The sequence below is a fragment of the Streptomyces sp. NBC_00503 genome, from assembly GCF_036346895.1.
Classification (GTDB): Bacteria; Actinomycetota; Actinomycetes; order Streptomycetales; family Streptomycetaceae; genus Streptomyces.
On the sequence record NZ_CP107855.1, the window covers coordinates 3,573,817 to 3,595,986 of the forward strand.

Consider the following 22,170-nt stretch of genomic DNA (forward strand, 5'->3'; position numbering starts at 1 on the left):
GACCCCGGCCTACGCCGTACCGGCGGTCGCCGGGCAGAGGAGGGCGTCCGCGATGGCCGTGCGGGCGTAGAGGACCGAGCGGCCGTTGCGGTGGGCGGTGACCAGGCCCGCGTTGCGCAGGGCCACGAGGTGCTGGGAGACGGCGGCGGTGGACAGGCCGCTGTGGCGGGCCAGCTGCGTGGTCGAGGCCGGTACGTCGAGTTCGGCCAGGAGCAGGGCCCGGGAGCGGCCCAGTACGGCGGCGATCGCGTCGGAGGGTTCGGTGGTGCGGGGCTCCCAGAGGGTGCCAATGCCCCGGGCGGGGTAGGCGAGTTGGGGCGGTTCGGGTGCCACCGAGCGGGTCAGTACGCGTGGCCAGGCGAAGGCCGAGGGCACCAGCAGCAGCCCGGATCCGGTGTCCGCGCGCCTCATCATGCAGTGCCGGCGGACCATGCTGAGGGTTCCGGCGTCCCAACTGACGCTCTCGTGGAGCTCGTTGAGGACATGGGCCGAGCCGTGCTCCGCCACCTGCCGGGCCCGGTGGAACACGTCCGCCTCGAGCAACTGGCGGATGCGCGGCCAGTACGGGGCGAGCGCGAGCTCCCAGTAGGTCTCGATCTCGGCGGTGACCTTCTCCAGTACCGCTTCGGGCTCTTCGTGGAGCAGCCGCAGGCGCGGAGTCGGGCGGGTGGACTTCTGTGCCAGTACGGCGAGGTCGGCGCGCACCTGTTCCGGGGTGCTGCGGCGGATCGCCGCCAGTTCGGCGGGGAGTTCGGGGAAAGGCCCGGCCGGGGTCGGGTTGAGGAAGTCCGCGAGGTAGCCGTTGCCCGGGATCAGGGCGGCCAGCCAGCCGCGGTCCAGTCCCGCGCGCACCAGCCGGGGTCGCACCTGCCCGGCCCAGTGGCGGTGCATGGGCGGGTCGGTCTCCTCGCGCAGCAGCCGGAAGCTGGTGACGACCTCCCACATCGGGGACACCGCGAACCGGGTCTGCGCCAGGTCCGTCGCCGAAAAACTCAGTCCGTATTCCATGTGCCCGCCCCCGCAAAGACCCGTTGGATTCGGCCCCAGCTTAATCAATAGGGTCCGCCGCGCCCAGGGCGCAGGCTCCTCGCATGTTCTCCTCCTTCCGCGGACTGCCGCGCACCGTGTGGACCCTCTTCGCCGGAACGATCGTCAACCGGCTCGGCCACCTCGTCACCCCGTTCCTGGTGTTCCTGCTGGCGGACCGGGGAGTCACCGGCACCGAGACCTCGTACGTCCTCGGCGCACTGGGGGCGGGCAACCTGCTCGGCCCGGCCGTCGGCGGGCTCCTCGCCGACCGGATCGGCCGCCGCCCGACGATGCTGATCGGGCTCATCGGCTCCGCCGCCGCGCAGGGCGCGCTGTTCCTGGCCCCGGGGGTATGGACGATGGCCGCGGCCGCGCTCATGCTCAGCGCGGCCGGAGCGGTCGTCGGCCCCGCCGCGTACGCGCTGATGGCCGACGCGGTGGACACCGGATGGCGGCAGCGGGCGTACGCGCTCTTCGGCTGGGGGGTCAACATCGGCACGGCCGTCGCCGGTGTGCTCGGCGGGTTCCTGGCCGCGCAGGGGTACTGGCTGCTCTTCGCCGTCGACGCCGGCACGGCCCTCGTCTACGCGGCCGTGGTCGCGACCCGGCTGCGCGAACCGGCCCGCAGCGCTCCGGCGAAGGACGCGGGCGGCCGGGGTTACGGGGTCGTGCTGCGCGACCGGCTGCTGCTCACCCTGCTCCCGCTGTTCGGCATCCAGCTCTTCGTCTACTCGCTGACCGAGGTCGCGCTGCCGCTGGCCGTCCGCGACAGCGGCCACTCGCCGGCCGTCTACGGGATCCTGGCAGCGGTCAACGCCGTCCTCGTCGTGGGCCTCCAGCCCTTCGTGACCGCCCGCCTCGCCGCCCTGCCGCAGCTGCGGGTGCAGGCGGCGGGCGGCGTGCTGATCGCCGTCGGCGTGGCCCTGACCGGTGTGGCCGACTCCGTCGCCACGTACGCGGTCTCGGTGGCCGTCTGGTCGCTCGGCGAGGTCGTCGTCGCCGGCATCGCCGCCTCGGTGGTCGCGAACCTGGCCCCGGCCGACGCCCGCGGCCGCTACCAGGGCGCCTTCTCCTGGACCTGGGGCGTCTCCCGCTTCGCGGCCCTGACGCTCGGCGTCACCGTCTACACCGGCGTCGGCCCGGCGGCCCTGTGGTGGGGCGCTCTCGCCGCCGGCCTGCTCGCCGCGGCGGCCGTCCTGACCCTGCGCACCCGCATCGCCGCCCGCGCGGAGCGGGAAGTCGACCTGGCGGCGTGAGGCTCCAACGGCCTGCGCCTACGCCGGGAACTTCCGGTCCACCCACCTGAAGGTGAACTCGATCAGGGTCGCCGCGAGGGCCGCGATGCCGACGGCGGTCCACGGCATCACCGCGCCCTCCAGCTTCAGCTGGAAGAAGTCCTGGAGCCACGGCACGACGAGGACGATCAGGAAGGCCCCGCCCATCGCGCCGACCAGGCCGACCCGCCACCACGTGTACGGGCGGGCGATGATCGCCAGCACCCACATGGAGGTCAGGAACAGGGCCAGCGTCGCCGCGCTGGTCTCGGCCTTGAGGGAGTCCTCGCCCGTGTAGTAGTGGCGGGCGATCAGGTAGGTCACGAAGGTGGCGACGGCCGCGATGACCCCGCCCGGGATCGCGTACCGCATCACGCGTTTCACGAAGTGCGGCCGGGCCCGCTCCTTGTTCGGCGCGAGGGCCAGGAAGAAGGCCGGGATGCCGATGGTCAGGGTGGACAGCAGCGTCAGGTGGCGCGGCAGGAACGGGTACTCGACCTGGGAGCAGACCACCAGGATGGCCAGCAGCACCGAGTAGACCGTCTTCGTGAGGAAGAGGGTGGCGACGCGGGTGATGTTGCCGATGACCCGGCGGCCCTCGGCGACCACCGAGGGGAGGGTGGAGAAGCTGTTGTTGAGGAGGACGATCTGGGCCACGGCCCTCGTGGCCTCCGAGCCGGAGCCCATCGAGACGCCGATGTCGGCGTCCTTGAGCGCGAGCACGTCGTTGACGCCGTCGCCGGTCATGGCGACCGTGTGGCCCTTGGACTGGAGGGCGGCGACCATGTCCCGCTTCTGCTGCGGGGTGACGCGGCCGAAGACGGCGTTCTCGTCGAGGACCTTGGCCATCTCGGCCTGGTCGGTGGGGAGCCCCCGGGCGTCCACCGTGTTCTGCGCACCCGGCAGGCCCAGCTTGCCGGCGACCGCGCCCACCGAGACCGCGTTGTCCCCGGAGATGACCTTCGCCTTGACGCCCTGGTCCTCGAAGTAGCGCAGCGTGTCGGCGGCGTCGGGGCGCAGCCGCTGCTCCAGGACGACCAGGGCGGTCGGCTTGACCCCGGTGGCCACGGCCTCGTCGTCCAGTTCGCGGGCGGTGCGGCCCAGCAGGAGGACCCGTAGGCCCTGCTCGTTGAGCTCGTTGATCTCGTCCAGGGCCGGGTCCCCGGCCGGGAGCAGCACGTCGGGGGCGCCGAGCAGCCAGGTGTTGTTCTCGCCGTCGCCCTCGCTGAAGCTGGCGCCGCTGTACTTGCGGGCGGAGGAGAAGGGGAGGGACTCGGTGCAGCGCCACTCGGCGCTGTCCGGGTAGGCGTCGATGATCGCCTGGAGGCTGGCGTTGGGGCGCGGGTCGCTCTCGCCGAGCGCGCCGAGCACCTTCTTGACGTACGCGGCGTCGGCGCCGCCGAGCGGGCGGCACTCGGTGACGTCCATGCCGCCCTCGGTGAGGGTGCCGGTCTTGTCGAGGCAGACCACGTCGACGCGGGCGAGCCCCTCGATGGCGGGCAGCTCCTGGACCAGGCACTGCTTGCGGCCGAGCCGGATGACGCCGATGGCGAAGGCCACGGAGGTGAGGAGTACGAGGCCTTCGGGGATCATCGGGACGATGCCGCCGACGGTCCGGGCGATGGCGTCCTTGAAGTTCTTGTCGTTGACGACCAGCTGGCTGACGACGAGGCCGATGGAGGTCGGGATCATCATCCAGGTGACGTACTTGAGGATGGTGGAGATGCCGGAGCGCAGCTCGGAGTGGACGAGCGTGAACCGGGAGGCCTCTTCGGCCAGCTGGGCGGCGTAGGCCTCGCGGCCGACCTTGGTGGCGGTGAAGGCGCCGCCGCCGGCGACGACGAACGAGCCGGACATGACGGGGTCGCCGGGCTTCTTCAGGACCGGGTCGGCCTCGCCGGTGAGCAGGGATTCGTCGATCTCCAGGCCTTCGGCCTCGCCCACGAGTCCGTCGACGACGACCTTGTCGCCGGGGCCGAGCTCGATGACGTCGTCGAGGACGATCTCGGAGGTGGAGATCTCGGCGGTCCTGCCGTCGCGGCGGACGCTGGGTTTGGCCTCGCCGATGACGGCGAGCCCGTCGAGGGTCTTCTTGGCGCGGAGCTCCTGGATGATGCCGATCCCGGTGTTCGCGATGATCACGAAGCCGAAGAGGCTGTCCTGGATGGGCGCGACGAAGAGCATGATCGCCCAGAGGACGCCGATGATGGCGTTGAACCGGGTGAAGACGTTGGCCCGGACGATCTCCGACAGGGAGCGGGAGGACCGTACGGGGACGTCGTTGACGGCTCCGCGCGCCACGCGCTCGGCGACTTCGGCGGTGCTCAGCCCGCTGGCCCTGAACCGCGGCGCGGGCGGCTTGACGGGGTGTACGGGGTCGAGCTCGGCCCCCGCGTCGATGGCGAGACCGGCCGCCGCGCCGCTGCCGCCGCCACCACCCGGCTCCGGTGCGTCTGATTCGGTGTTCGCCCGCTGCGTCATGCTTTCGACGGTAAAGGGCGATTCAACGGTTCACCCGCCGAGCGGTCCGAAGATCCGACTTCGGGATGAGCGGAATCGTCCCTGGGTAGCGCTTTCGACCGGCGCGGCGCGGCGCGGCGCGGCGCGGTGCGGTGCGGTGCGCCGAGCACGTGCGGCGCCGTTGCCGGGGGGCTCCGCCCCCGGACCCCCGCGCCTCAAACGCCGGCGGGGCTGGAATTGGCCGGACCCGCCTGGTCGTCCTCGTCCCGCGCGGCCAGCGCAAGGGCGTGCCGCTTCAGCGCCGCGTCGCGGCCCCGTACGTACCAGAGGCCGATCAGGCCGAGGACGCCGCCGGCCGCGCAGGTCCATACCCACCAGAGCAGGTCCCGGTCGGCGAACCATCCGTAGAAGGGGAGCTGGACGACGAAGAGGGCGAACCAGAGGATCGTGCCGCCCATGACGGTCCCCACGATCGGGCCCTCCAGGGGCTCGGGGGCCTCGTGCTGCGCAGTCCATTTCGCCATGGGGACAAGTCTAGGCCGCTCAGCCCAAGGTCTACGCGCGGAGATAGACGCCCCTTCGTTCATGTGTTCATACTGAAACGGCTTGAGCGTGTCCCATTTTCGCCGTACGAATCACCAAACCAACGAGGACCAGGTCCCCATGAGCACGTCCGCCCCCGTGGACCGCTACTTCAAGATCTCCGAGCGCGGCTCGACCATCGGCCGCGAGGTCCGCGGCGGTTTCGCGACCTTCTTCGCGATGGCCTACATCATCGTGCTCAACCCGATCATCCTGGGCAGCGCGAAGGACATGTACGGGCACCAGCTCGACGGCGGCCAGCTCGTCACGGCCACCGTCCTGACGGCCGCCTTCTCCACCCTCCTCATGGGTGTCATCGGCAACGTCCCGATCGCGCTGGCCGCCGGCCTCGGCGTCAACACCGTCGTCGCCCTCCAGCTCGCCCCCCGCATGAGCTGGCCCGACGCCATGGGCATGGTGGTCCTGGCCGGCTTCGTGGTGATGCTGCTGGTCGCCACCGGTCTGCGCGAGCGGGTCATGAACGCCGTCCCGCTCGGCCTGCGCAAGGGCATCGCGATCGGCATCGGCCTGTTCATCATGCTGATCGGCCTGGTCGACTCGGGCTTCGTCTCCCGTATCCCGGACCTCGCGCACACCACGGTCCCGCTCCAGCTCGGCAGCAACGGCCACCTGCACGGCTGGCCCGTACTGATCTTCGTGGTCGGCGTGCTGCTGACGCTGAGCCTGCTCATCCGCAAGACCCCCGGCGCGATCCTGATCTCCATCGTGGCCATGACCGTCGCCGCCGTGGCCGTACAGCTGATCACCAAGCTCCCGGACCAGGCCTGGGGCCTGACCGTTCCGGCGTGGCCGGGCAACCCGGTGGCCGCGCCCGACTTCGGGCTCGTGGGTCAGGTCAGCCTGTTCGGCGGCTTCGGCAAGGTCGGCGTGCTGACGGGCATCCTCTTCGTCTTCACCGTGCTGCTGTCCTGCTTCTTCGACGCCATGGGCACCATCCTGGGCGTCGGCGACGAGGCGAAGCTGACGAAGCCGGACGGCACCTTCCCCGGCATCAACCGGGTGCTGTTCGTGGACGGCATGGCCGTCGCCGCGGGCGGCGCGACCTCCTCCTCGGCCACCACCTGCTTCGTGGAGTCCACGGCCGGCGTCGGCGAAGGCGCCCGTACCGGCCTGGCGAACGTGGTGACCGGCGGCCTCTTCGGCGTGGCCCTGTTCCTCACGCCGATCGCCACCATGGTCCCGTCCCAGGCCGCCACCCCCGCGCTCATCGCGGTCGGCTTCCTGATCCTGGCCGGCTCGGTCCGGGAGATCGACTGGAGCGACTTCACCATCGCCGTCCCGGCCTTCCTGGCCATGGTGATGATGCCCTTCACCTACTCGATCACCAACGGCATCGGCATCGGCTTCGTGAGCTTCTGCGTCCTGCGGCTGACGACCGGCCGGGGCCGCGAGGTCCCGGCGGCCATGTACATCGTGGCGGCGGTGTTCGTCTTCTACTACGCGATGCCGGCGCTCGGCCTCGGGTAGGGAGCCGTACCCGGAGCAGCCGGGCTCACGTGAGCCCGTAGAACTTCTCCGTCTCGTCGACGGCCGCCTTGAAGCGTTCGTCGAAATCATCGCGAATGAGCGTCCGGACCACATAGTCCTGGACGCTCATTCCGCGTTTGGCGGCATGAGTCCGGAGCCTGTCGAGAAGCTCCCCGTCTATACGCATGCTGAACACATGTGTCCCCATGCCGAAAGGGTCGGGGCACAGGGCATGGACGCGTGTCACTTTCCGGAGCGGTCTCACCCGTACGAGTGACGGGGCGAGCGGCGGGGTGGATGACGGGACTCGGGTGTGACGTGGGATACCCCGTGTTCTTTAGGGAGAGTAATGAGTTACTCTAAAGACATGTCAGACCTTTCCCATGGTGACGACGCAGTCGCCGTGAACGACCTCCGCTCCGCCGTCATGCGGCTGGGCCGGCGCCTCAAGCACCAGCGCGTCGACGAATCGCTGAGCCCGACCGAGATGTCGGTCCTCGGCACCCTCGCCCGCTGCGGCCACGCCACCCCCGGTGAGCTGGCCCGGCGCGAGCACGTACAGCCGCCGTCGATGACCCGCATCGTGGCGCTGCTGGAGGCCAAGGGTCTGGTCACCCTGGAACCGCACCCCGACGACCGCCGCCAGAAGGTGGTCCGCCAGACGGAGGAGGCCGAAGCGATGCTCGAAGAGAGCCGTCGCAAGCGCAACGCCTTCCTGGCCGGGCTCGCGGCCGAGCTGACCGAGGACGAATGGGCCAAGCTGCGCGAGGCCGCTCCCGTCCTGGACAAGCTCGCGCACCTGTAGGAACGACGCCAGGAGGCGACCCCTTTTGAGTACGGGACCCGGAGCAGACTCCGCCCCCGGCCATACATCCACCACTACACGCGCGTCGGGCTCCGCCAAGAACTCGATGTTCAGCTCGCTGAAGATCCGGAACTACCGGCTCTTCGCCACCGGCCAGGTCGTCTCGAACACCGGCACCTGGATGCAGCGCATCGCCCAGGACTGGCTCGTCCTCTCCCTGACCGGATCCGCCTCGGCGGTGGGCATCACCATCGCGCTGCAGTTCCTGCCGATGATGCTCTTCGGCCTCTACGGAGGCGTACTCGCCGACCGGCTCCCCAAGCGGCCGCTGCTGCTCTGCACGCAGGCCGCGATGGGCCTCACCGGTATCGCGCTCGCCGTCCTCACCCTCGCCGGCCACGTCCAGGTCTGGCACGTCTACCTGGCCGCCTTCCTGCTCGGACTGGTCACCGTCGTCGACAACCCGGCCCGGCAGACCTTCGTCTCCGAGATGGTCGGCAAGGACCAGGTGGCCAACGCCGTCAGTCTGAATTCGGCCAACTTCCAGTCCGCGCGGCTGGTGGGCCCGGCGCTGGCCGGTGTCCTCATCACCGCCGTCGGCTCCGGCTGGGCCTTCCTGCTGAACGGCCTGTCCTTCGCGGCACCGATCATCGGCCTGCTGCTGATGCGCACGCACGAACTCCACCCGGTCGAGGTCCAGCCCCGCGCCAAGGGCCAGCTGCGGGAAGGACTGCGCTACGTCGCCGGCCGCCCCGAGCTGATCTGGCCGATCGTGCTGGTCGGCTTCATCGGCACCTTCGGCTTCAACTTCCCGATCTGGCTGTCGGCCTTCGTCAGCAAGGTGTTCCACGGCGACGCGGGCACGTACGGCCTGTTCAACACGCTCATCGCGGCGGGCTCCCTGGTGGGCGCGCTGCTGGCGGCCCGCCGGGGCCACTCCCGCCTGCGGCTGCTCGTCGCGGCCGCGGTGCTCTTCTCCGTACTCCTGCTGGTGACGGCCTTCGCGCCCGGATTCTGGCTGTTCGCGGCCCTGCTGGTCCCCATCGGGATCTTCGGCCTGACCGTGAACGTCACGGCCAACTCCAGCGTCCAGATGGCCACGGACCCCGAGATGCGGGGCCGGGTGATGGCCCTCTTCATGATGGTCTTCACCGGCGGCACCCCGATCGGCGCACCCCTGGTCGGGTGGATCACGGACACCTACGGAGCCCGCATCGGCATGGCCGCGGGCGGCGCGGTTTCGCTGGCCGCGGCGGTCACGATCGGCCTCGTCCTCTCCCGGGTCGGCAACCTCCGCCTGAGCGTGAACCGCCACGGCGTGGCCTTCGTCCCGGCCGAGCGGCGGCACCTGGTGACGGCTGCGTAGAGCCCTGCGGGCCGCCCTCACTGGGGCTCCGCCCCAGACCCCGCTCCTCAAACGCCGGAGAGGCTGGATTCGGCTGGCGCCAGCCAAAATCCAGCCCCTCCGGCGTTTGAGGAGCGGGGGTCCGGGGGCTGGCCCCCGGATACGGCGCCGCACCCGGCTACGTCGCTAGGCTCAGGCCATGAGACTGTTCGCAGCCGTCCTGCCGCCTCCGACCGCGGTCGCCGAACTGGCCGAGGCCGTGCAACCGCTGCGCGACGACCGGCTCCGCTGGACCGCGGAAGCGGGCTGGCACTTCACGCTGGCCTTCATGGGCGAGGTCCAGGACGGGCTGCTACCGGAACTGCACGCCCGCCTCGCCCGGGCCGCCGCCCGTTCCGGGCCCTTCACGCTCCGGCTCCACGGCTCCGGCCACTTCGGCCACCGCGCCCTGTGGGCCGGCGCCGCCGGGGACCTGGACTCCCTGCGGATGCTGGCCGAGCGGGCCGACGCCGCAGCCCGGCGGTCCGGGGTCCCGATGGACCAGCACCACCGGTACTCGCCCCACCTCACCCTGGGGCGGCTGCGCGAGGAGTCGCACGACGTGCGCCCGTACGTGGAACGCCTCGCCTCCTTCGAGGGCAGCCCCTGGCAGGTCACCACCCTCAGCCTGGTCCGCAGCAACCTGCCCGTCAGCGGCGTCCCCGGCGAGCGGCCCCGTTACGAGACGGTCGGCGCCTGGGACCTGGGCGGATGAGGGTGGATGAGGGCGGACGCGGCCGGGCCCGCCCCCTGGCGTCCGAAGGGCGGGCCCGGTCGCGTTAGGCTCGACGGGTGGATCCCAAGACCAGAAACCGCGTCATGGCGGGTGTGCTCGTGCTGATGTTCGTCGTCGTAGCCGTGGCCGCCGCCGTCAACCAGTAGGCCCGTAGGCCAGAAGCCCATAGGCCCCGTAGGCCCCATGGGCCCCCGACTACCAGGCGAACGCCTCCGGCGCCGGTCCCGGCCCGGGGAAGACCTCGTCGAGCCCGGCCAGCACCTCCTCGCCCAGCTCCAGCTCGACCGCCCGCAGCGCGGACGCGAGCTGCTCCGCCGTGCGCGGCCCGACGATCGGCCCGGTGACCCCGGGACGGGTCAGCAGCCAGGCCAGGGCGACCTCGCCGGGCTCCAGGCCGTGCTTGTCCAGCAGGTCCTCGTACGCCTGCACCTGCGCCCGTACCGAACTGTTCGCGAGCGCGTCCGCCGAGCGGCCGGTGGCCGTCCGCCCGGACTGCGCCGACTTGCGGATCGCCCCGCCCAGCAGCCCCCCGTGCAGCGGGGACCACGGGATGACCCCGAGCCCGTACTCCTCGGCGGCCGGGATGATCTCCAGCTCCGCGCGCCGCTCGGCGAGGTTGTAGAGGCACTGCTCGCTGACCAGGCCGAGCCGCCCGTTGCGCTTGGCGGCCTCGTTGGCCTGGGCGATCTTCCAGCCGGGGAAGTTCGAGGACCCGGCGTAGAGGATCTTGCCCTGCTGGATCAGGACCTCGATGGCCTGCCAGATCTCCTCGAAGGGGGTCCGCCGGTCGACGTGATGGAATTGGTAGACGTCGATGTAGTCGGTGTTCAGCCGCTTGAGGCTGGCGTCGACGGCCCGCCGGATGTTCAGCGCCGACAGGCGGTCGTAGTTGGGCCAGGGGTCGCCTTCGGCGGCCATGTTCCCGTAGACCTTGGTGGCGAGGACCGTCTTCTCGCGGCGGCCGCCGCCCTGCGCGAACCAGGTGCCGATGATCTCCTCGGTGCGGCCCTTGTTCTCACCCCAGCCGTACACATTGGCGGTGTCGAAGAAGTTGATTCCGGCGTCGAGGGCCGTGTCCATGAGCGCGTGGCTTTCGGACTCCCCGGTCTGGGGGCCGAAGTTCATCGTGCCGAGGACGAGTCGACTGACCTTGAGACCGGTGCGTCCGAGCTGCGTGTACTTCATGGGGCACTAGCCAACTGCCTGGAGTGCACTCGAAGCAAGACCCGTCCGTGAAGGGCGTGTTACGTGTCGTCCCGGGGCCGGTACGGGCCGCCGATGCCCCAGGCCTGGTGCAGGACCGCCGCGAACTCCCCCGCGAGGCGGTGCTCGCCGGAGGCGTTGGGGTGCGTGCCGTCGTAGGTGTCGTGGTGGATCTCGTACGCGTCCGGTCGCGCGGCCAGCAGGATCGGCGAGGCGGGGGTCGACAGGTCGGCGACCGCCTTCGCCAGGAGCTCGTTGAACAGCTCGACCTGGGCCGCGAAGGGAACGTCGTCCTGGGCCCGGACGTTGGGGATGACGGGCAGCAGGACCATCCGCACGGCGGGCCGGGCCGCCCGCGCCTCGGCGATGAAGCGCCGGGCGTTGGCGGCGGTCTCGTCCGCACCCGTGTAGAAGCCGAGGTCGATGAGGCCGAGGGAGACGAGCAGCACGTCGGCCCCGGCATCGCGCACGGCGGGTCCGATGAGCGGCGCCATGTGCTGCCAACCCTCGCCCCAGCCGGCCAGGTGTCGGCGGGCGTGCTCCGGGAAGCCGGGGTCGGCGTACTCGTGGCTGGTCGGCGCGGCGGCGAAGGTGTCGTAGAGCTCGCTGCGCGGGCCGACGATCCGATACGGCCCGCCGAAGGTCGCGTTGAGGTGCTGCCACATCCGGTAGCGCCAGGTGTAGTCGCCGGCGCGCCCGATGGTCATGGAATCACCGACAAACATGAAACGCATCCGGTCATCATCGCGGATCACGCCACCGTCACCCCTGTGATGCCGGACACGCGGGGCCAACTGGCAGGGTAGGGGCATGCGCCTGCGCCGCCTGCTGCCTTCGACCGCCGCCGTTGCCGTTGCCTTCACCGTCGCCGTTGCCGTCCCCGGGGCGACGGCCCTGGCCCTGCTGACCGCCGCCACGGCGGGTGCAACGGCAGGTGCGACGGCCTCCCCCTCCCCCACCCCCTCCGGGTTCACGATCTCCGACCCCCGGATCAAGGAGTCGAGCGGGCTCGCGGCCAGCCGGATCCATCCGGGCGTGTACTGGACGCACAACGACAGCGACGACGGCCCGTACGTCTACGCCGTGGACTCCGCGACCGGCAAGACGGTCGCGCGGGTCACGATGACGGGCGTCGGCAGGCCCCGGGACATCGAGGCGATCTCGCTGGGACCGGACGGGCAGCTGTACGTGGGCGACATCGGGGACAACCTCGGCGGCACCTGGGACCACGTGTGGATCTACCGCTTCCCGGAGCCCAAGACCCTCGGGGACGTCACCCTCAAGGCCGAGCAGTTCACGGTGAAGTACGCGGACGGGCCGCGCAACGCGGAGGCACTGATGGTCCATCCGGTCACCGGCCGGGTGTACATCGCGAGCAAGGACGAGCGCGCGGGCGGCCTCTACGAGGGCCCCGAAACCCTCTCCCCCTCCGGTACGAACACCTTCCGGCGGATCGGTGACGTCCCGTGGGTCACGGACGGCGCCTTCTCCCCGGACGGCGCCCGGCTCACCCTGCGGGGCTACCTGTGGGCGAAGACGTACCCCTGGAAGGACGGCCGCCCGTCCGGGGAGGGCGAGGCGGTGGCCGCGCCCTGGCAGGGCCAGGCGGAGTCCGTCACGTACTCGGCGGACGGATCGACCCTGATGTTCGGCGCGGAGGGCGCGAACAGCCGCGTGGTGGCGGTCCCGGTGACCCCCGCACCCTCGGCGTCCACGTCCCCCGCCCCCTCGGGGGCCGCCCAGACCCCGGGGGCGGCCGCCCCGCCCTCCACCCATGGCGGCGACTTCACGAAGGGAGCCTTCGTCCTGGTCGCCGCCACGGCCCTGACCCTGGCGGCCAAACGCATCCTGCGCCGCCGCCCGGCCAAGCGCTGACGCCTACGACTCCTGGATCGGGATCTGGTGGGAGGTCGTCGCCGAGGCTCCGTTCACCGGGGTGGTGGTGGGGGGCTGCTGGACCGGCGGGGACATCGAGGACAGGAGCTGGCGGGCCAGGCCCAGGCCGGTGCCGCCCATGGTCAGGGCCTTGGCGAACATGTCCGACATGCCCTCCGCGCCGTTGAGCAGGATCATGTGCTCCACGTTGCCGAAGGCCGCCGCGCCCGCTTCCACGATCGCCGGCCAGTTCTCGGCCAGCTGCTGCGCGACCACCGCTTCCTGGTTCTCGGCCAGCGCCGCGGCCCGCGCCTTGATGGCGTCCGCCTCCGCGAGGCCCTTCGCCTTCGCCGACGCCGCCTCCGCGAGGCCCCTGGCCTGCGTCGCCGCCGCCTCGGCCTCACCGGTCGCACGGGTGGCCGTAGCGGCCGCGAGGCCCCTTGCCTCCGTGGCCTGCGCGTCGGCCGTGGCCGCCGTCGTCACCCGCGTGGCCTCCGCGGCCGCCGCGAGCTCGGTCTCCTTCGCGCGGGCCTGCGCCGCCGAGATGCGGGCGTCGCGGTCCGCCTCGGCCCGGGTCCTGACCTCGTACGCCGCCGCGTCCGCGGGCTTGCGCACGTCCGCCTGGAGCTGCTGCTCGCGCCGGTGCGCTTCCAGTTCCGCGACCCGGGTCTCCTGGACCACGACCTCCTGGCGCGCCGCCGCTTCGGAGAGCGGGCCCGCCTGCCGGGCGGTGGCGGCCGCCTTGTCGCGCTCCGCCTGGTAGCCGGCCTGGAGGATCTCGCTGTCCCGCGTCGCCTCCGACATCCGCGCGAAGGCGGCCTGTTCGGCCTCGGTGGCCAGCAGGTTGGCGTCCGCCTGGGCGATGCGCGCGTCCCGCTGGACGGCGGCCGTGTGCGGCATCGCCATGTTCTTGATGTAGCCCGTCGGGTCCTCGATCTCGTGGATCTGGAGCGAGTCCACGATCAGCCCGAGCTTCTCCATCTCGCTGCCGCACGCCGCCCGGGTCTGCCCGGTCAGCTTCTCCCGGTCGCGGATCATGTCCTCGACCGTCAACCCGCCCACGATGGAACGCAGATGGCCCGCGAAGACGATGTGCACCCGCTCGGGCATCATCCTCTGCTGGTCCAGGAACCGGCGCGCCGCGTTCGCGATGGACACGAAGTCGTCGCCGATCTTGAAGATGACCACGCCCTTGACCCGCAGCGGGATCCCCTGGTGGGTCACGCAGTCGACGAGCAGTTCCGTCTCGTTGAGGTCCAGGGACAGCTTCCGCACGGCCTGAACGCCGGGGATCACGAAGGTTCCGCGACCGGTGACGATCCGGAACCCCATCCCCTCCCCGAGGCCCTCGGTCTTGTGCGTGGAACCGGAGATGACCAGTGCCTCGTTGGGCTCGGCCACCCGCCACATGAGCTTGAACAGCCCGATCACGGCCACGATCGCCGCGATGACAACGCCCGCCAATACGCCGACAGACATCGGCAACTCCCCCTTTTTCACGGTGGCGTCCGCCACCGACCAGGCGAGTGTGCGCCTGCGTCAGGACGGCGTGAAGAGGTCGGCCGAATCTTGTCGCCGTCTTGATACAAGGAGGTCGCGGGCCCTGCGACCGGGCTGCCTCAGTGGTCGTACGCCGCCATCACGTACACCGTGCGCGGCGGCAGGTATTCGACCACCGTCACCACCGTCCCCACGGCGAGCCGCCCGCTCCCCGTACCCGGCGCCGGGTACGCGAGGAAGTGCTCGGCCCCGCCCCGGATCCGCACGATGACCTCGCCGACCAGCCCCGGCCCGACCGTCCCGGTGACCCGGCCGTCCATTCCCACCATGTCCGATTCCCCCATGTGCCGACAGTACGGGCTACGGGACCTCGACGTCCTCGTCCAGCCGGTACTCCTCGCCGTCCGCGAGGTACCCGTACAGCTCCCCGTAGCGCCCCCAGTCCGTCGCCGTCTCCAGCTGCTGTTCCAGCTGCTCGCTCGTGTAGTGGTGCGAGAGCAGGTCCCGGAAGAACCCGGCCCGCTGGGTGCCGCCCCGCGAGCGGCGCAGCGTGGAGTGGATGAGGTGGACCAGCGGGACCTCCATCGCCCCTTCCGCGAACAGCTTCTTCGACTCCTGTACGTCGGCCCCCGCGAAGGCGGTGCCGCGCGGGGTCAGGACCAGGTGCAGGTCCCTCACCTCGGCCAGGCCCAGCAGTTCCAGCCCGTCCACCAGGGGCAGTACGTCGTCCACCTCCAGCCCGAGCTCGTCCGCGAGGTCGGCGAGGTCCTCGCGGCCGTCGCCCACGCCCCGCTGGAGCACGATCTCGGCGAGGCCCGCCATCCCGTCGACGCTGGCCGCCGGGAGCGGGGTGTTGGCCGGGGTCCGCTTGGCGGGAGGGGCGGCGGCCGGGGTCTTGGCGGTACGGCCGGTCATCACCGCGTACACGGCGTCCACGATCCGCTCGAACTCGGCCGCGCCCCGGTCCCGGGGGCGGGCCAGGTCCACCGGGAAGGTCTCCTTGATGGTCCCGTAGGGGCGCGAGCCCAGCACCACCACCCGGTCGGCCATCAGGACGGCCTCCTCGATGTTGTGGGTGACCAGCACCACCGCCTTCGCGGGGAAGCGGTCCGAGGCCCACAGCTCCATGAGCTCACCGCGCAGGTTCTCGGCGGTGAGCACGTCCAGCGCCGAGAACGGCTCGTCCATCATCAGCACCTCCGGCTCCACCACGAGCGCCCGCGCGAAGCCGACGCGCTGGCGCATCCCGCCGCTGAGCTCCTTCGGATAGGCCGACTCGAAGCCGTCGAGGCCGATCAGGTCGATGGCCTCCACCGCCTGGCGGGCGCGGGCCTCGCGGTCCACCCCCTTGGCCTCCAGGCCCAGTTCCACGTTCTGCTGCACCGTCAGCCAGGGCAGCAGCGCGAAGGTCTGGAACACCATCGCCGTGCCCGGGTTGGCCCCGCGCAGCTCCTCGCCCCGGTAGGTGACGGAGCCGGAGCTCGCCGGGATCAGTCCGGCGAGGCAGCGCAGCAGGGTGGACTTGCCGCTGCCGGACTTGCCGAGGAGCGCCACGATCTCGCCCTCGTGGATCTCCAGGTCGATGCCGCCGAGCACGGGCAGTTCGCCGTCGGCGCCCGCGTAGGCCTTGGTGAGGGCGGCGGCCTTGAGGATGGTGGCCGGCGTGGTCGCCGTGGCCGGCTCGGCCGTGGCCGCGGTCATGGGGTCTCGGTCATGGTCAGGGTCATGGGGTCAGGGCTCCTCAGATGGAGTAGCGGCGCTCGGCGAGGCGGTACAGCGGCCGCCAGAACAGCCGGTTGAGCCCGACCACGTACAGGCTCATGACGGCGATCCCGGCGATCAGCTTCGGAAAGTCCCCGGCCTCGGTGGCGTGGAAGATGTACGCGCCGAGGCCGGTCGCGGAGAGGGTCGTACCGGCGAAGGTGACGACCTCGCCGACGATCGAGGCGTTCCAGGCGCCGCCCGAGGCGGTGATGCCGCCGGTGACGTACGAGGGGAACACGGCCGGAACGATCAGCCGCTTCCACCGCTGGATCCCGCGGACCCCGAGGTCGTCCATGGCCTCCTTGAGGTCGGAGGGGATGGCCATGGCGCCGGCGATGGCGTTGAAGAGGATGTACCACTGCGCGCCGAGCGCCATCAGCAGGATGCAGCCGATGTTGATGTTCAGGCCGGTCCTGAGGAAGAACCACACGGCGACGGGGAAGAGCAGGTTCGCGGGGAAGCTCGCCAGCACCTGCACGAGCGGCTGCGCGATCTTCGTGAGCCGCGGCGAGGAGCCGATCCAGACCCCCACGGGCACCCAGACGACGGTGGCCCCGGCGACGAGCACGATCACCCGCAGGAAGGTGATCAGCCCGAGCACCAGCGGTTCGCCGAAGACTCCGAGGCCGCTCTCGCGCTGGAGGTAGCGCAGCAGGTCGTACAGCCCCCACAGGATGACGGCCCCGGCGAGGACCGCGAAGGCGATGTCGCCGGTGCGGCGGCGGGCCGGGTCCGCGGAGAGCGCCTTGTCGTCGCGGCCCAGTACGCGGGCGGCGCGCGCGGTGGCATCGCGGGCGGGGGCGGTGGTGCGGCCGAGGAGGGCGGGCCAGTGCGAGCGGCGCAGGAAGTCCAGTACCCAGCTGCGCTGGACGTCGGTGGACTCCGACTGCTCGTTCTTGAACTTCTCAGCCCAGGCGGTCAGGGGCCGCCAGAAGAAGAAGTTGACGGTGACGATGGTGACGGTCATCGCGAGGATGACCCAGCCGACCTTCCCGAGGTCGCCCTCGCCGATGGCGGTACCGGCGTAGGAACCGAGGCCCGGGACGGCGTAGTCGTGCCCGGAGACGGAGACGGCCTCGGAGGCGACGAGCATGAACCAGCCCCCGGCGAAGCTCATCATGCCGTTCCACACCAGGTCGATGACCCCGGCCGGGACCTCGATGCGCCAGAAGCGCATCCAGCGGGTGAAGCCGAACGAGCGGGAGACCTCGTCGAGTTCGCGGGGCAGGGAGGTCAGGGTGGCGTAGAACCCGAAGGTCATGTTCCAGGCCTGGGAGGTGAAGATCGCGAAGATGACGGCGCACTCGAGGCCGAGGAGCGAGCCGGGGAACAGCGCGACGAAGAAGGTCACGAGGACGGAGAGGAACCCGAGGACCGGGACGGATTGGAGGATGTCCAGGAGCGGGATCAGGACCCGCTCCAGACGTCGGCTGCGGGCGGCCGCGTAGGCGTACCCGAAGGTGAAGACCACCGAGGCGATGAGCGCGATGAACATCCGCAGGACGCTGCGGGCGGCGTAGTACGGGAGCTTCGAGGGATCGGTGTCCACGTCGGGGACGTCGGCGGGGTCGAAGTTGACGGTGGTGCCCTTGCCGACCTGGAGGATCGCGAACCCGAGTACGAGGACGGCCGCGGCCACGGCGAAGTCCACCCATGACAGGCGGGCGCGGGTGGGCGGGGCCGCCTGGCCGGTGTGGGGGCCTTTGCCTTTGCCCGTGCCGGAGCCTTTGCCCGTGTCCGGGCGCAGCGAGGTCTTCATCCCCGCCAGCGGATCATGTGGCGGGGGCGCCCACACTCCGGGTAGCCCACCCGGGTGAAGCGGTGGGCGGGGTTGCGGGTCGCCGCTGCGCGGACCTGTCCCCTACCCGCCCTTCCACCGTTCCCCGGGGCTCCGCCCCGGACCCCGCGCCTCAAACGCCGGCGGGGCTGGGGGGTGCGGAGGGGCTGGGGGTGCGGCGGGGCTGGATCAGGGCTGATCTACGAGTGCCCCAGGTCCGCCAGGACCTCGTCCTCCGACATCGGGACCGAGCCCGAGTCGGGGGACGGGCGCAGGTGGAACTCGTCCGCGGCCATGGAGTCGAGGACCGGCGGGGCGGGGCGCAGGGGCTTGGGCATGACCGCGGCCTCCGAGTGGCCGCCGCAGCCGTAGGACAGGGAGACCAGGCGGCCGTCGGCCGGGCCGAACTCGTTCGCGCAGATGCCGAAGGCCTGGCCCAGCGAGCCGCCGATCGCGACCAGGAAGCCGCAGGAGACGCACGAGGCCGGTGCCGCCTGCGCCATCGGGGTCTTCGCGCCGAAGGACTCGTCCCAGCGGTCGGCCGCGCTGTGCAGCCCGTAGCGGGACAGGACGCGCGCACGGCGCATGCCGAGTTCCTCGGCCACCGAGGTGATGGAACCGCGTACGGGGACCACCGCGCGGTCCGTGACGTCGGCGTCCTCCGCCTCGACCAGCTCGGCCATCTCCGAGGAGACCACCGAGTTCGGCGGCGGCGCGTCCTCGCCCGACCAGCCCGGCTCGAGGCGCAAGTCCTCGGCATCGGTGGGGAGCAGGTCCCCGGGGCCCATGTCGCCGGGCCGCAGCCGCTCGCTCCAAGGCACCCACTCGGGGGCCAGGAGGGCGTCGTCGCCGGGAAGCAGCACCGTTTCGTCGAGGGTGACGTTCTTCGCGCGGGAGGCACGCGTCACCGTCACGGCCCAGCGCCAGCCCCGGTAGGCCGGGTCCTTGCACTCGAAGAAGTGCGTGACGACCCGGTCACCCTCCGAGATCGCGGCAAGGTGTTCGCCCACCACTCCGGGGGCGGCGGCCTCTTCGGCCGCCGCGCGGGCGAGGTCTACCGCCTCGACGCACTGGCGGTCGGGGGTACGGCTTCGCGTCGTCGCAGCACTCACAGGTCTCGTTCTCTCCTACGCCGTCTCACGAGTGCGCCGTCCGTACTTGTCGTCCACAACGACCCGTCGGCTGTCCCTACGTAGCGCGGGCGGAGCGGACCAGAGGGCCGCGTCGACGTCCGCGCCCGATCGGGTTCCAGGGCGCACCTACCTGCGATCCATTCTGCGGGATCGCGAAGAGGCGCGCGGCCAGGAGCAACCGCCGGTGGCGCGCTACGCACGCTACCTCCTCCCGGGCCCTGGGCCCACATGCAAGGTCCGATTCGCGGACAACCCCACTACCGGCCATCTCCGCGCAACGCGCCGGGAAGGGTCCACAGGGGGCAAGTGGGGCACTATGGGGCCGTGGCACCCGTACGGTCGTCCGATGACGGCTCGGGACCGGCCAGGCGGGCCGGCCGGGCCATCGGGCGTGCCCTGCACCTCCCCTTCACCGGTACGGCGCGCGGGATCCGGCGGGCCACGCACGCGCACGGGGCGGGTGAATCGGGCCTCGGCAAGCTGATCGAACTGCACGCGATCAACGGCGCCGGCGATGTGATGATCACAGTCGCGCTCGCCTCCACCGTCTTCTTCTCCGTTCCCACGGACGAGGCACGCGGCCGAGTAGCCCTCTACCTCGCCATCACCATGGCGCCCTTCACCCTCCTGGCCCCGGTCATCGGCCCGCTGCTGGACCGGCTGCCGCACGGGCGACGGGCCGCGATGGCCGGCGCGATGCTCACCCGGGCCCTGCTGGCGGTGATGATGTCGGGCGCGGTGGCCACGGGCGGCCTGGAGCTGTACCCGGCCGCGCTGGGCGTCCTCGTCGCCTCCAAGGCGTACGGGGTCGTGCGCAGCGCGGTGGTCCCACGGCTCCTCCCGCCCAAGTTCTCCCTGGTCAAGGCGAACTCCCGGGTCACGCTCGCCGGGCTGCTCGCCACGGGCGCGGCGGCCCCCGTAGGTGCCGCACTGCACGCGATCGGGCCGCCGTGGCCGCTCTACGGGGCGTCCGCGATCTTCATCTGGGGCGCCTTCGCGGCGTTCACGCTGCCGCCCAAGGTGGACGAGGCCAAGGGCGAACGCCGGGCCCGGCTGTCCACGCACGAGGCGCACTCGAAGCGGCCGGGGCTGCGGACGGTGAGCCGGCCGGTGCTGTGCGGGCTGCTGGCGAACGCGTCGATGCGCATGCTGTCCGGATTCCTGATCTTCTTCCTGGCGTTCCTGCTGCGCGAGCACCCGCTCGCCGGGCAGAGCGCGGCGGTCTCGCTCGGCATCGTCGGCGTCTCGGCGGGCGTCGGCAACGCCTGCGGGACCGCGGTGGGCGCCTGGCTGCGGGCCCGCGCACCCGAGGCGATCATCGCGGCCGTCCTGTGCCTGACCCTCGCGGTCGCGGTCCTCGCGGCGGTGTTCTTCAGCGGGGTCTTCATGGCCGTCCTGGGCGCCACGGCCGGCTTCTGCCAGGCCCTCGCCAAGCTCTCGCTGGACGCGATGATCCAGCGCGACGTGCCCGAGGCCGTCCGCACGTCGGCCTTCGCCCGCTCGGAGACCCTGCTCCAAGTGGCCTGGGTGCTGGGCGGCTCGATCGGCATCGCCCTCCCCCTGAACGGCGCCCTCGGCATGTCCGTCGCCGCGGCCGTGGTCGCCCTGGGCACGACGATGGCCCTACGCGGCTTCCTCGCCTCCCCGCGCCACCAGCACAGCTCGTCCCGACCGCGGGTGGCATGAACCCAGCGGCGCCGCCAAATCCCGCGCCGGGCAAATCCAGCGGCACCGGGGCCAAATCCAGCCCCGCCGGCGTTTGAGGCGCGGGGTCCGGGGCGGAGCCCCGAAAGCCCGGCGCAGCCGGGACCGCTCGCGCCACGGCGCCGCACCGTGGGACCCCGTGCAGCAGCGCAGCGTACGGGCCCGATAGCCTTCGGCTCATGACCGCACCGCTTTTCTCGGGTAGGGCCCGCCGCAGCGTCGCGGCCCTCGGAGCCGTTTCCGCCGGGCTCCTCCTCCTCTCCGCCTGTGACAAGCCGACGCCGCTGGCGACCGTGACGGTCGGCACCTCGTCGGTGTCCGCCGAAGCCGCCTGCCACGACGGCAAGGAGCTCACGGCGGAGAAGGTCCAGGAGTGCTTCACCGACCTCAAGGGCGCCAAGACCGTCGAGTACGGCCGCGGCGACACCCTCCGTCTCGGCGTCGAGCCGGACGTCGTCAAGGACGGCAAGAAGTGGCAGGCCGTCCTCGACGGACAGCCCATCACCGAGCCCTCCGCCAACACCTACCGCAGCTTCCCCGGCGCCGACGTCTTCTCGACGGGCGGCCAGGGCGAGGCCCCGGCCTCGAAGAAGCTGAACATCGTCCAGGTCGGCGAGGACGGCAAGCCGATCGCCGTCTGGGCGTTCAGCCTCAAGCTCAAGAACTAGTCGCGTACCCACTGTGCGCGCGCTCATCGTGACCGCGGTGGCGGCGGAGGCGGACTCCGTCGTCGCCGGCCTGTCCGGGCCCACCCCTCATCCGGACGACACCCCCGGTCCCGGGCCGCGCACCCTCCCCGGTGGCTACCTCATCCACCACCGGGGAGCCTTCGACGTCCTCGTCGCCGGAGTCGGCCCGGCCGCCGCGGCCGCCGGAACCGCGACCGCCCTGGCGCTCGCGACCTCCCCCGACGGCTACGGCCTCGTCGTCTCCGCCGGCATCGGCGGCGGGTTCGCGCCCGCCGCCCCGCTCGGCTCCCTGGTCGTCGCCGACGCGATCGTCGCCGCCGACCTGGGCGCCGAAACCCCGCAAGGATTCCTCCCCGTCGCCGAACTCGGCTTCGGCCGCAGCGTGCACCTGCCTCCCGCAGAGCTCGCCGCCCGCGCCGCCGAGGCGACCGGGGCACTGCTCGCGCCCGTCCTGACCGTCTCCACCGTCACCGGCACCGCCGCCCGCGCCGCCGCACTCGCCGCCGCGCACCCGCTGGCCGGGGCCGAGGCCATGGAGGGCTTCGGGGTCGCGGAGGCGGCCGCCGCGCACGGGCTGCCCGTCCTGGAGGTGCGTGCCGTCTCCAACGCCGTCGGCCCCCGCGACCGCGCCGCCTGGCGGATCGGCGACGCGCTGGCGGCCCTGGCCGAAGGCTTCCGCGCACTGGGACCCGTACTGCTCACCACCACTTCTGGGGGAGGACCCGCGTGAACCCGGCAGACCCCGCAAGCCCCGTAGAGCCCACGCA

The 22,170-nt window shown here is 71.8% G+C and carries 20 protein-coding genes; 9 read left to right on the plus strand and 11 right to left on the minus strand.

Annotated features, from left to right (window positions below; all coding sequences use genetic code 11):
- Positions 1-9: 9 nt before the first annotated feature.
- Positions 10-1,008: an ArsR/SmtB family transcription factor gene (locus tag OG490_RS16640; RefSeq protein WP_330297088.1), complete on the minus strand. Its 999-nt coding sequence runs from the start codon at positions 1,006-1,008 to the stop codon at positions 10-12.
- 83 nt (positions 1,009-1,091) lie between these two features.
- On the opposite strand from OG490_RS16640, the gene OG490_RS16645 reads away from it, so the two are divergent.
- Complete coding sequence (locus OG490_RS16645) at positions 1,092-2,285, plus strand: MFS transporter (RefSeq protein ID WP_330297089.1); 1,194 nt, start codon at positions 1,092-1,094, stop codon at positions 2,283-2,285.
- A gap of 18 nt (positions 2,286-2,303) precedes the next feature.
- Here OG490_RS16645 and OG490_RS16650 read toward each other — a convergent pair whose 3' ends face one another.
- Positions 2,304-4,784, minus strand: a complete 2,481-nt coding sequence (locus OG490_RS16650) for a cation-translocating P-type ATPase (protein ID WP_330297090.1) — start codon at positions 4,782-4,784, stop codon at positions 2,304-2,306.
- A 194-nt stretch (positions 4,785-4,978) separates the two neighbouring features.
- Positions 4,979-5,287, minus strand: a complete 309-nt coding sequence (locus OG490_RS16655) for a DUF2530 domain-containing protein (protein ID WP_330297091.1) — start codon at positions 5,285-5,287, stop codon at positions 4,979-4,981.
- Between the two features lie 139 nt (positions 5,288-5,426).
- Here OG490_RS16655 and OG490_RS16660 point away from each other — a divergent pair, with 139 nt between their 5' ends.
- Positions 5,427-6,833 (plus strand): NCS2 family permease, encoded by a 1,407-nt coding sequence (locus tag OG490_RS16660; protein ID WP_330297092.1) that lies wholly within the window; start codon positions 5,427-5,429, stop codon positions 6,831-6,833.
- A 25-nt stretch (positions 6,834-6,858) separates the two neighbouring features.
- Here the strand turns inward: OG490_RS16660 and OG490_RS16665 are convergent, their stop codons facing one another.
- Entirely contained in the window at positions 6,859-7,041 is a 183-nt protein-coding gene (locus tag OG490_RS16665) for a ribbon-helix-helix protein, CopG family (protein WP_330297093.1), read from the minus strand.
- A 159-nt stretch (positions 7,042-7,200) separates the two neighbouring features.
- On the opposite strand from OG490_RS16665, the gene OG490_RS16670 reads away from it, so the two are divergent.
- The 3 genes from OG490_RS16670 (at position 7,201) to thpR (ending at position 9,737) form a co-directional block, all read left to right on the plus strand.
- Positions 7,201-7,638: a MarR family winged helix-turn-helix transcriptional regulator gene (locus OG490_RS16670; protein ID WP_330297094.1), complete on the plus strand. Its 438-nt coding sequence runs from the start codon at positions 7,201-7,203 to the stop codon at positions 7,636-7,638.
- 25 nt (positions 7,639-7,663) lie between these two features.
- Positions 7,664-9,004 (plus strand): MFS transporter, encoded by a 1,341-nt coding sequence (locus OG490_RS16675; RefSeq protein WP_330297095.1) that lies wholly within the window; start codon positions 7,664-7,666, stop codon positions 9,002-9,004.
- A gap of 178 nt (positions 9,005-9,182) precedes the next feature.
- A complete protein-coding gene (gene thpR / locus OG490_RS16680; protein ID WP_330297096.1) occupies positions 9,183-9,737 on the plus strand; it encodes an RNA 2',3'-cyclic phosphodiesterase in 555 nt (184 codons plus the stop codon).
- A 216-nt stretch (positions 9,738-9,953) separates the two neighbouring features.
- Here the strand turns inward: thpR and OG490_RS16685 are convergent, their stop codons facing one another.
- Both OG490_RS16685 and OG490_RS16690 read right to left on the minus strand, forming a co-directional pair.
- Positions 9,954-10,943: an aldo/keto reductase gene (locus OG490_RS16685; RefSeq protein WP_330297097.1), complete on the minus strand. Its 990-nt coding sequence runs from the start codon at positions 10,941-10,943 to the stop codon at positions 9,954-9,956.
- Positions 10,944-11,002: 59 nt separating this feature from the next.
- Positions 11,003-11,695 (minus strand): GDSL-type esterase/lipase family protein, encoded by a 693-nt coding sequence (locus tag OG490_RS16690; RefSeq protein ID WP_330297098.1) that lies wholly within the window; start codon positions 11,693-11,695, stop codon positions 11,003-11,005.
- Between the two features lie 76 nt (positions 11,696-11,771).
- Between OG490_RS16690 and OG490_RS16695 the strand changes: the two genes are divergently transcribed.
- Complete coding sequence (locus OG490_RS16695) at positions 11,772-12,836, plus strand: WD40 repeat domain-containing protein (RefSeq protein ID WP_330297099.1); 1,065 nt, start codon at positions 11,772-11,774, stop codon at positions 12,834-12,836.
- Positions 12,837-12,839: 3 nt separating this feature from the next.
- Here OG490_RS16695 and OG490_RS16700 read toward each other — a convergent pair whose 3' ends face one another.
- The 5 genes from OG490_RS16700 to OG490_RS16720 form a co-directional block, all read right to left on the minus strand.
- A complete protein-coding gene (locus OG490_RS16700) occupies positions 12,840-14,315 on the minus strand; it encodes an SPFH domain-containing protein (RefSeq protein WP_330297100.1) in 1,476 nt (491 codons plus the stop codon).
- Positions 14,316-14,455: 140 nt separating this feature from the next.
- Positions 14,456-14,680, minus strand: a complete 225-nt coding sequence (locus OG490_RS16705; protein WP_330297101.1) for a hypothetical protein — start codon at positions 14,678-14,680, stop codon at positions 14,456-14,458.
- Positions 14,681-14,696: 16 nt separating this feature from the next.
- Positions 14,697-16,037, minus strand: coding sequence for an ABC transporter ATP-binding protein (locus OG490_RS16710; RefSeq protein WP_330297102.1), 1,341 nt, complete (start codon positions 16,035-16,037; stop codon positions 14,697-14,699).
- A 40-nt stretch (positions 16,038-16,077) separates the two neighbouring features.
- Positions 16,078-17,859: an ABC transporter permease gene (locus OG490_RS16715; protein WP_330297103.1), complete on the minus strand. Its 1,782-nt coding sequence runs from the start codon at positions 17,857-17,859 to the stop codon at positions 16,078-16,080.
- A 218-nt stretch (positions 17,860-18,077) separates the two neighbouring features.
- Positions 18,078-18,989 (minus strand): DUF3027 domain-containing protein, encoded by a 912-nt coding sequence (locus OG490_RS16720; protein ID WP_330297104.1) that lies wholly within the window; start codon positions 18,987-18,989, stop codon positions 18,078-18,080.
- Positions 18,990-19,316: 327 nt separating this feature from the next.
- Between OG490_RS16720 and OG490_RS16725 the strand changes: the two genes are divergently transcribed.
- From OG490_RS16725 to OG490_RS16735, 3 genes are all read left to right on the plus strand, one after another.
- Complete coding sequence (locus OG490_RS16725) at positions 19,317-20,696, plus strand: MFS transporter (RefSeq protein WP_443065827.1); 1,380 nt, start codon at positions 19,317-19,319, stop codon at positions 20,694-20,696.
- Between the two features lie 197 nt (positions 20,697-20,893).
- Positions 20,894-21,382, plus strand: a complete 489-nt coding sequence (locus tag OG490_RS16730; protein WP_330297106.1) for a DUF2771 domain-containing protein — start codon at positions 20,894-20,896, stop codon at positions 21,380-21,382.
- Positions 21,383-21,395: 13 nt separating this feature from the next.
- Positions 21,396-22,133 carry a futalosine hydrolase gene (locus tag OG490_RS16735; RefSeq protein ID WP_330297107.1) on the plus strand — a complete coding sequence of 246 codons (738 nt, stop codon included), beginning with the start codon at positions 21,396-21,398 and terminating at the stop codon, positions 22,131-22,133.
- Positions 22,134-22,170: the final 37 nt, after the last annotated feature.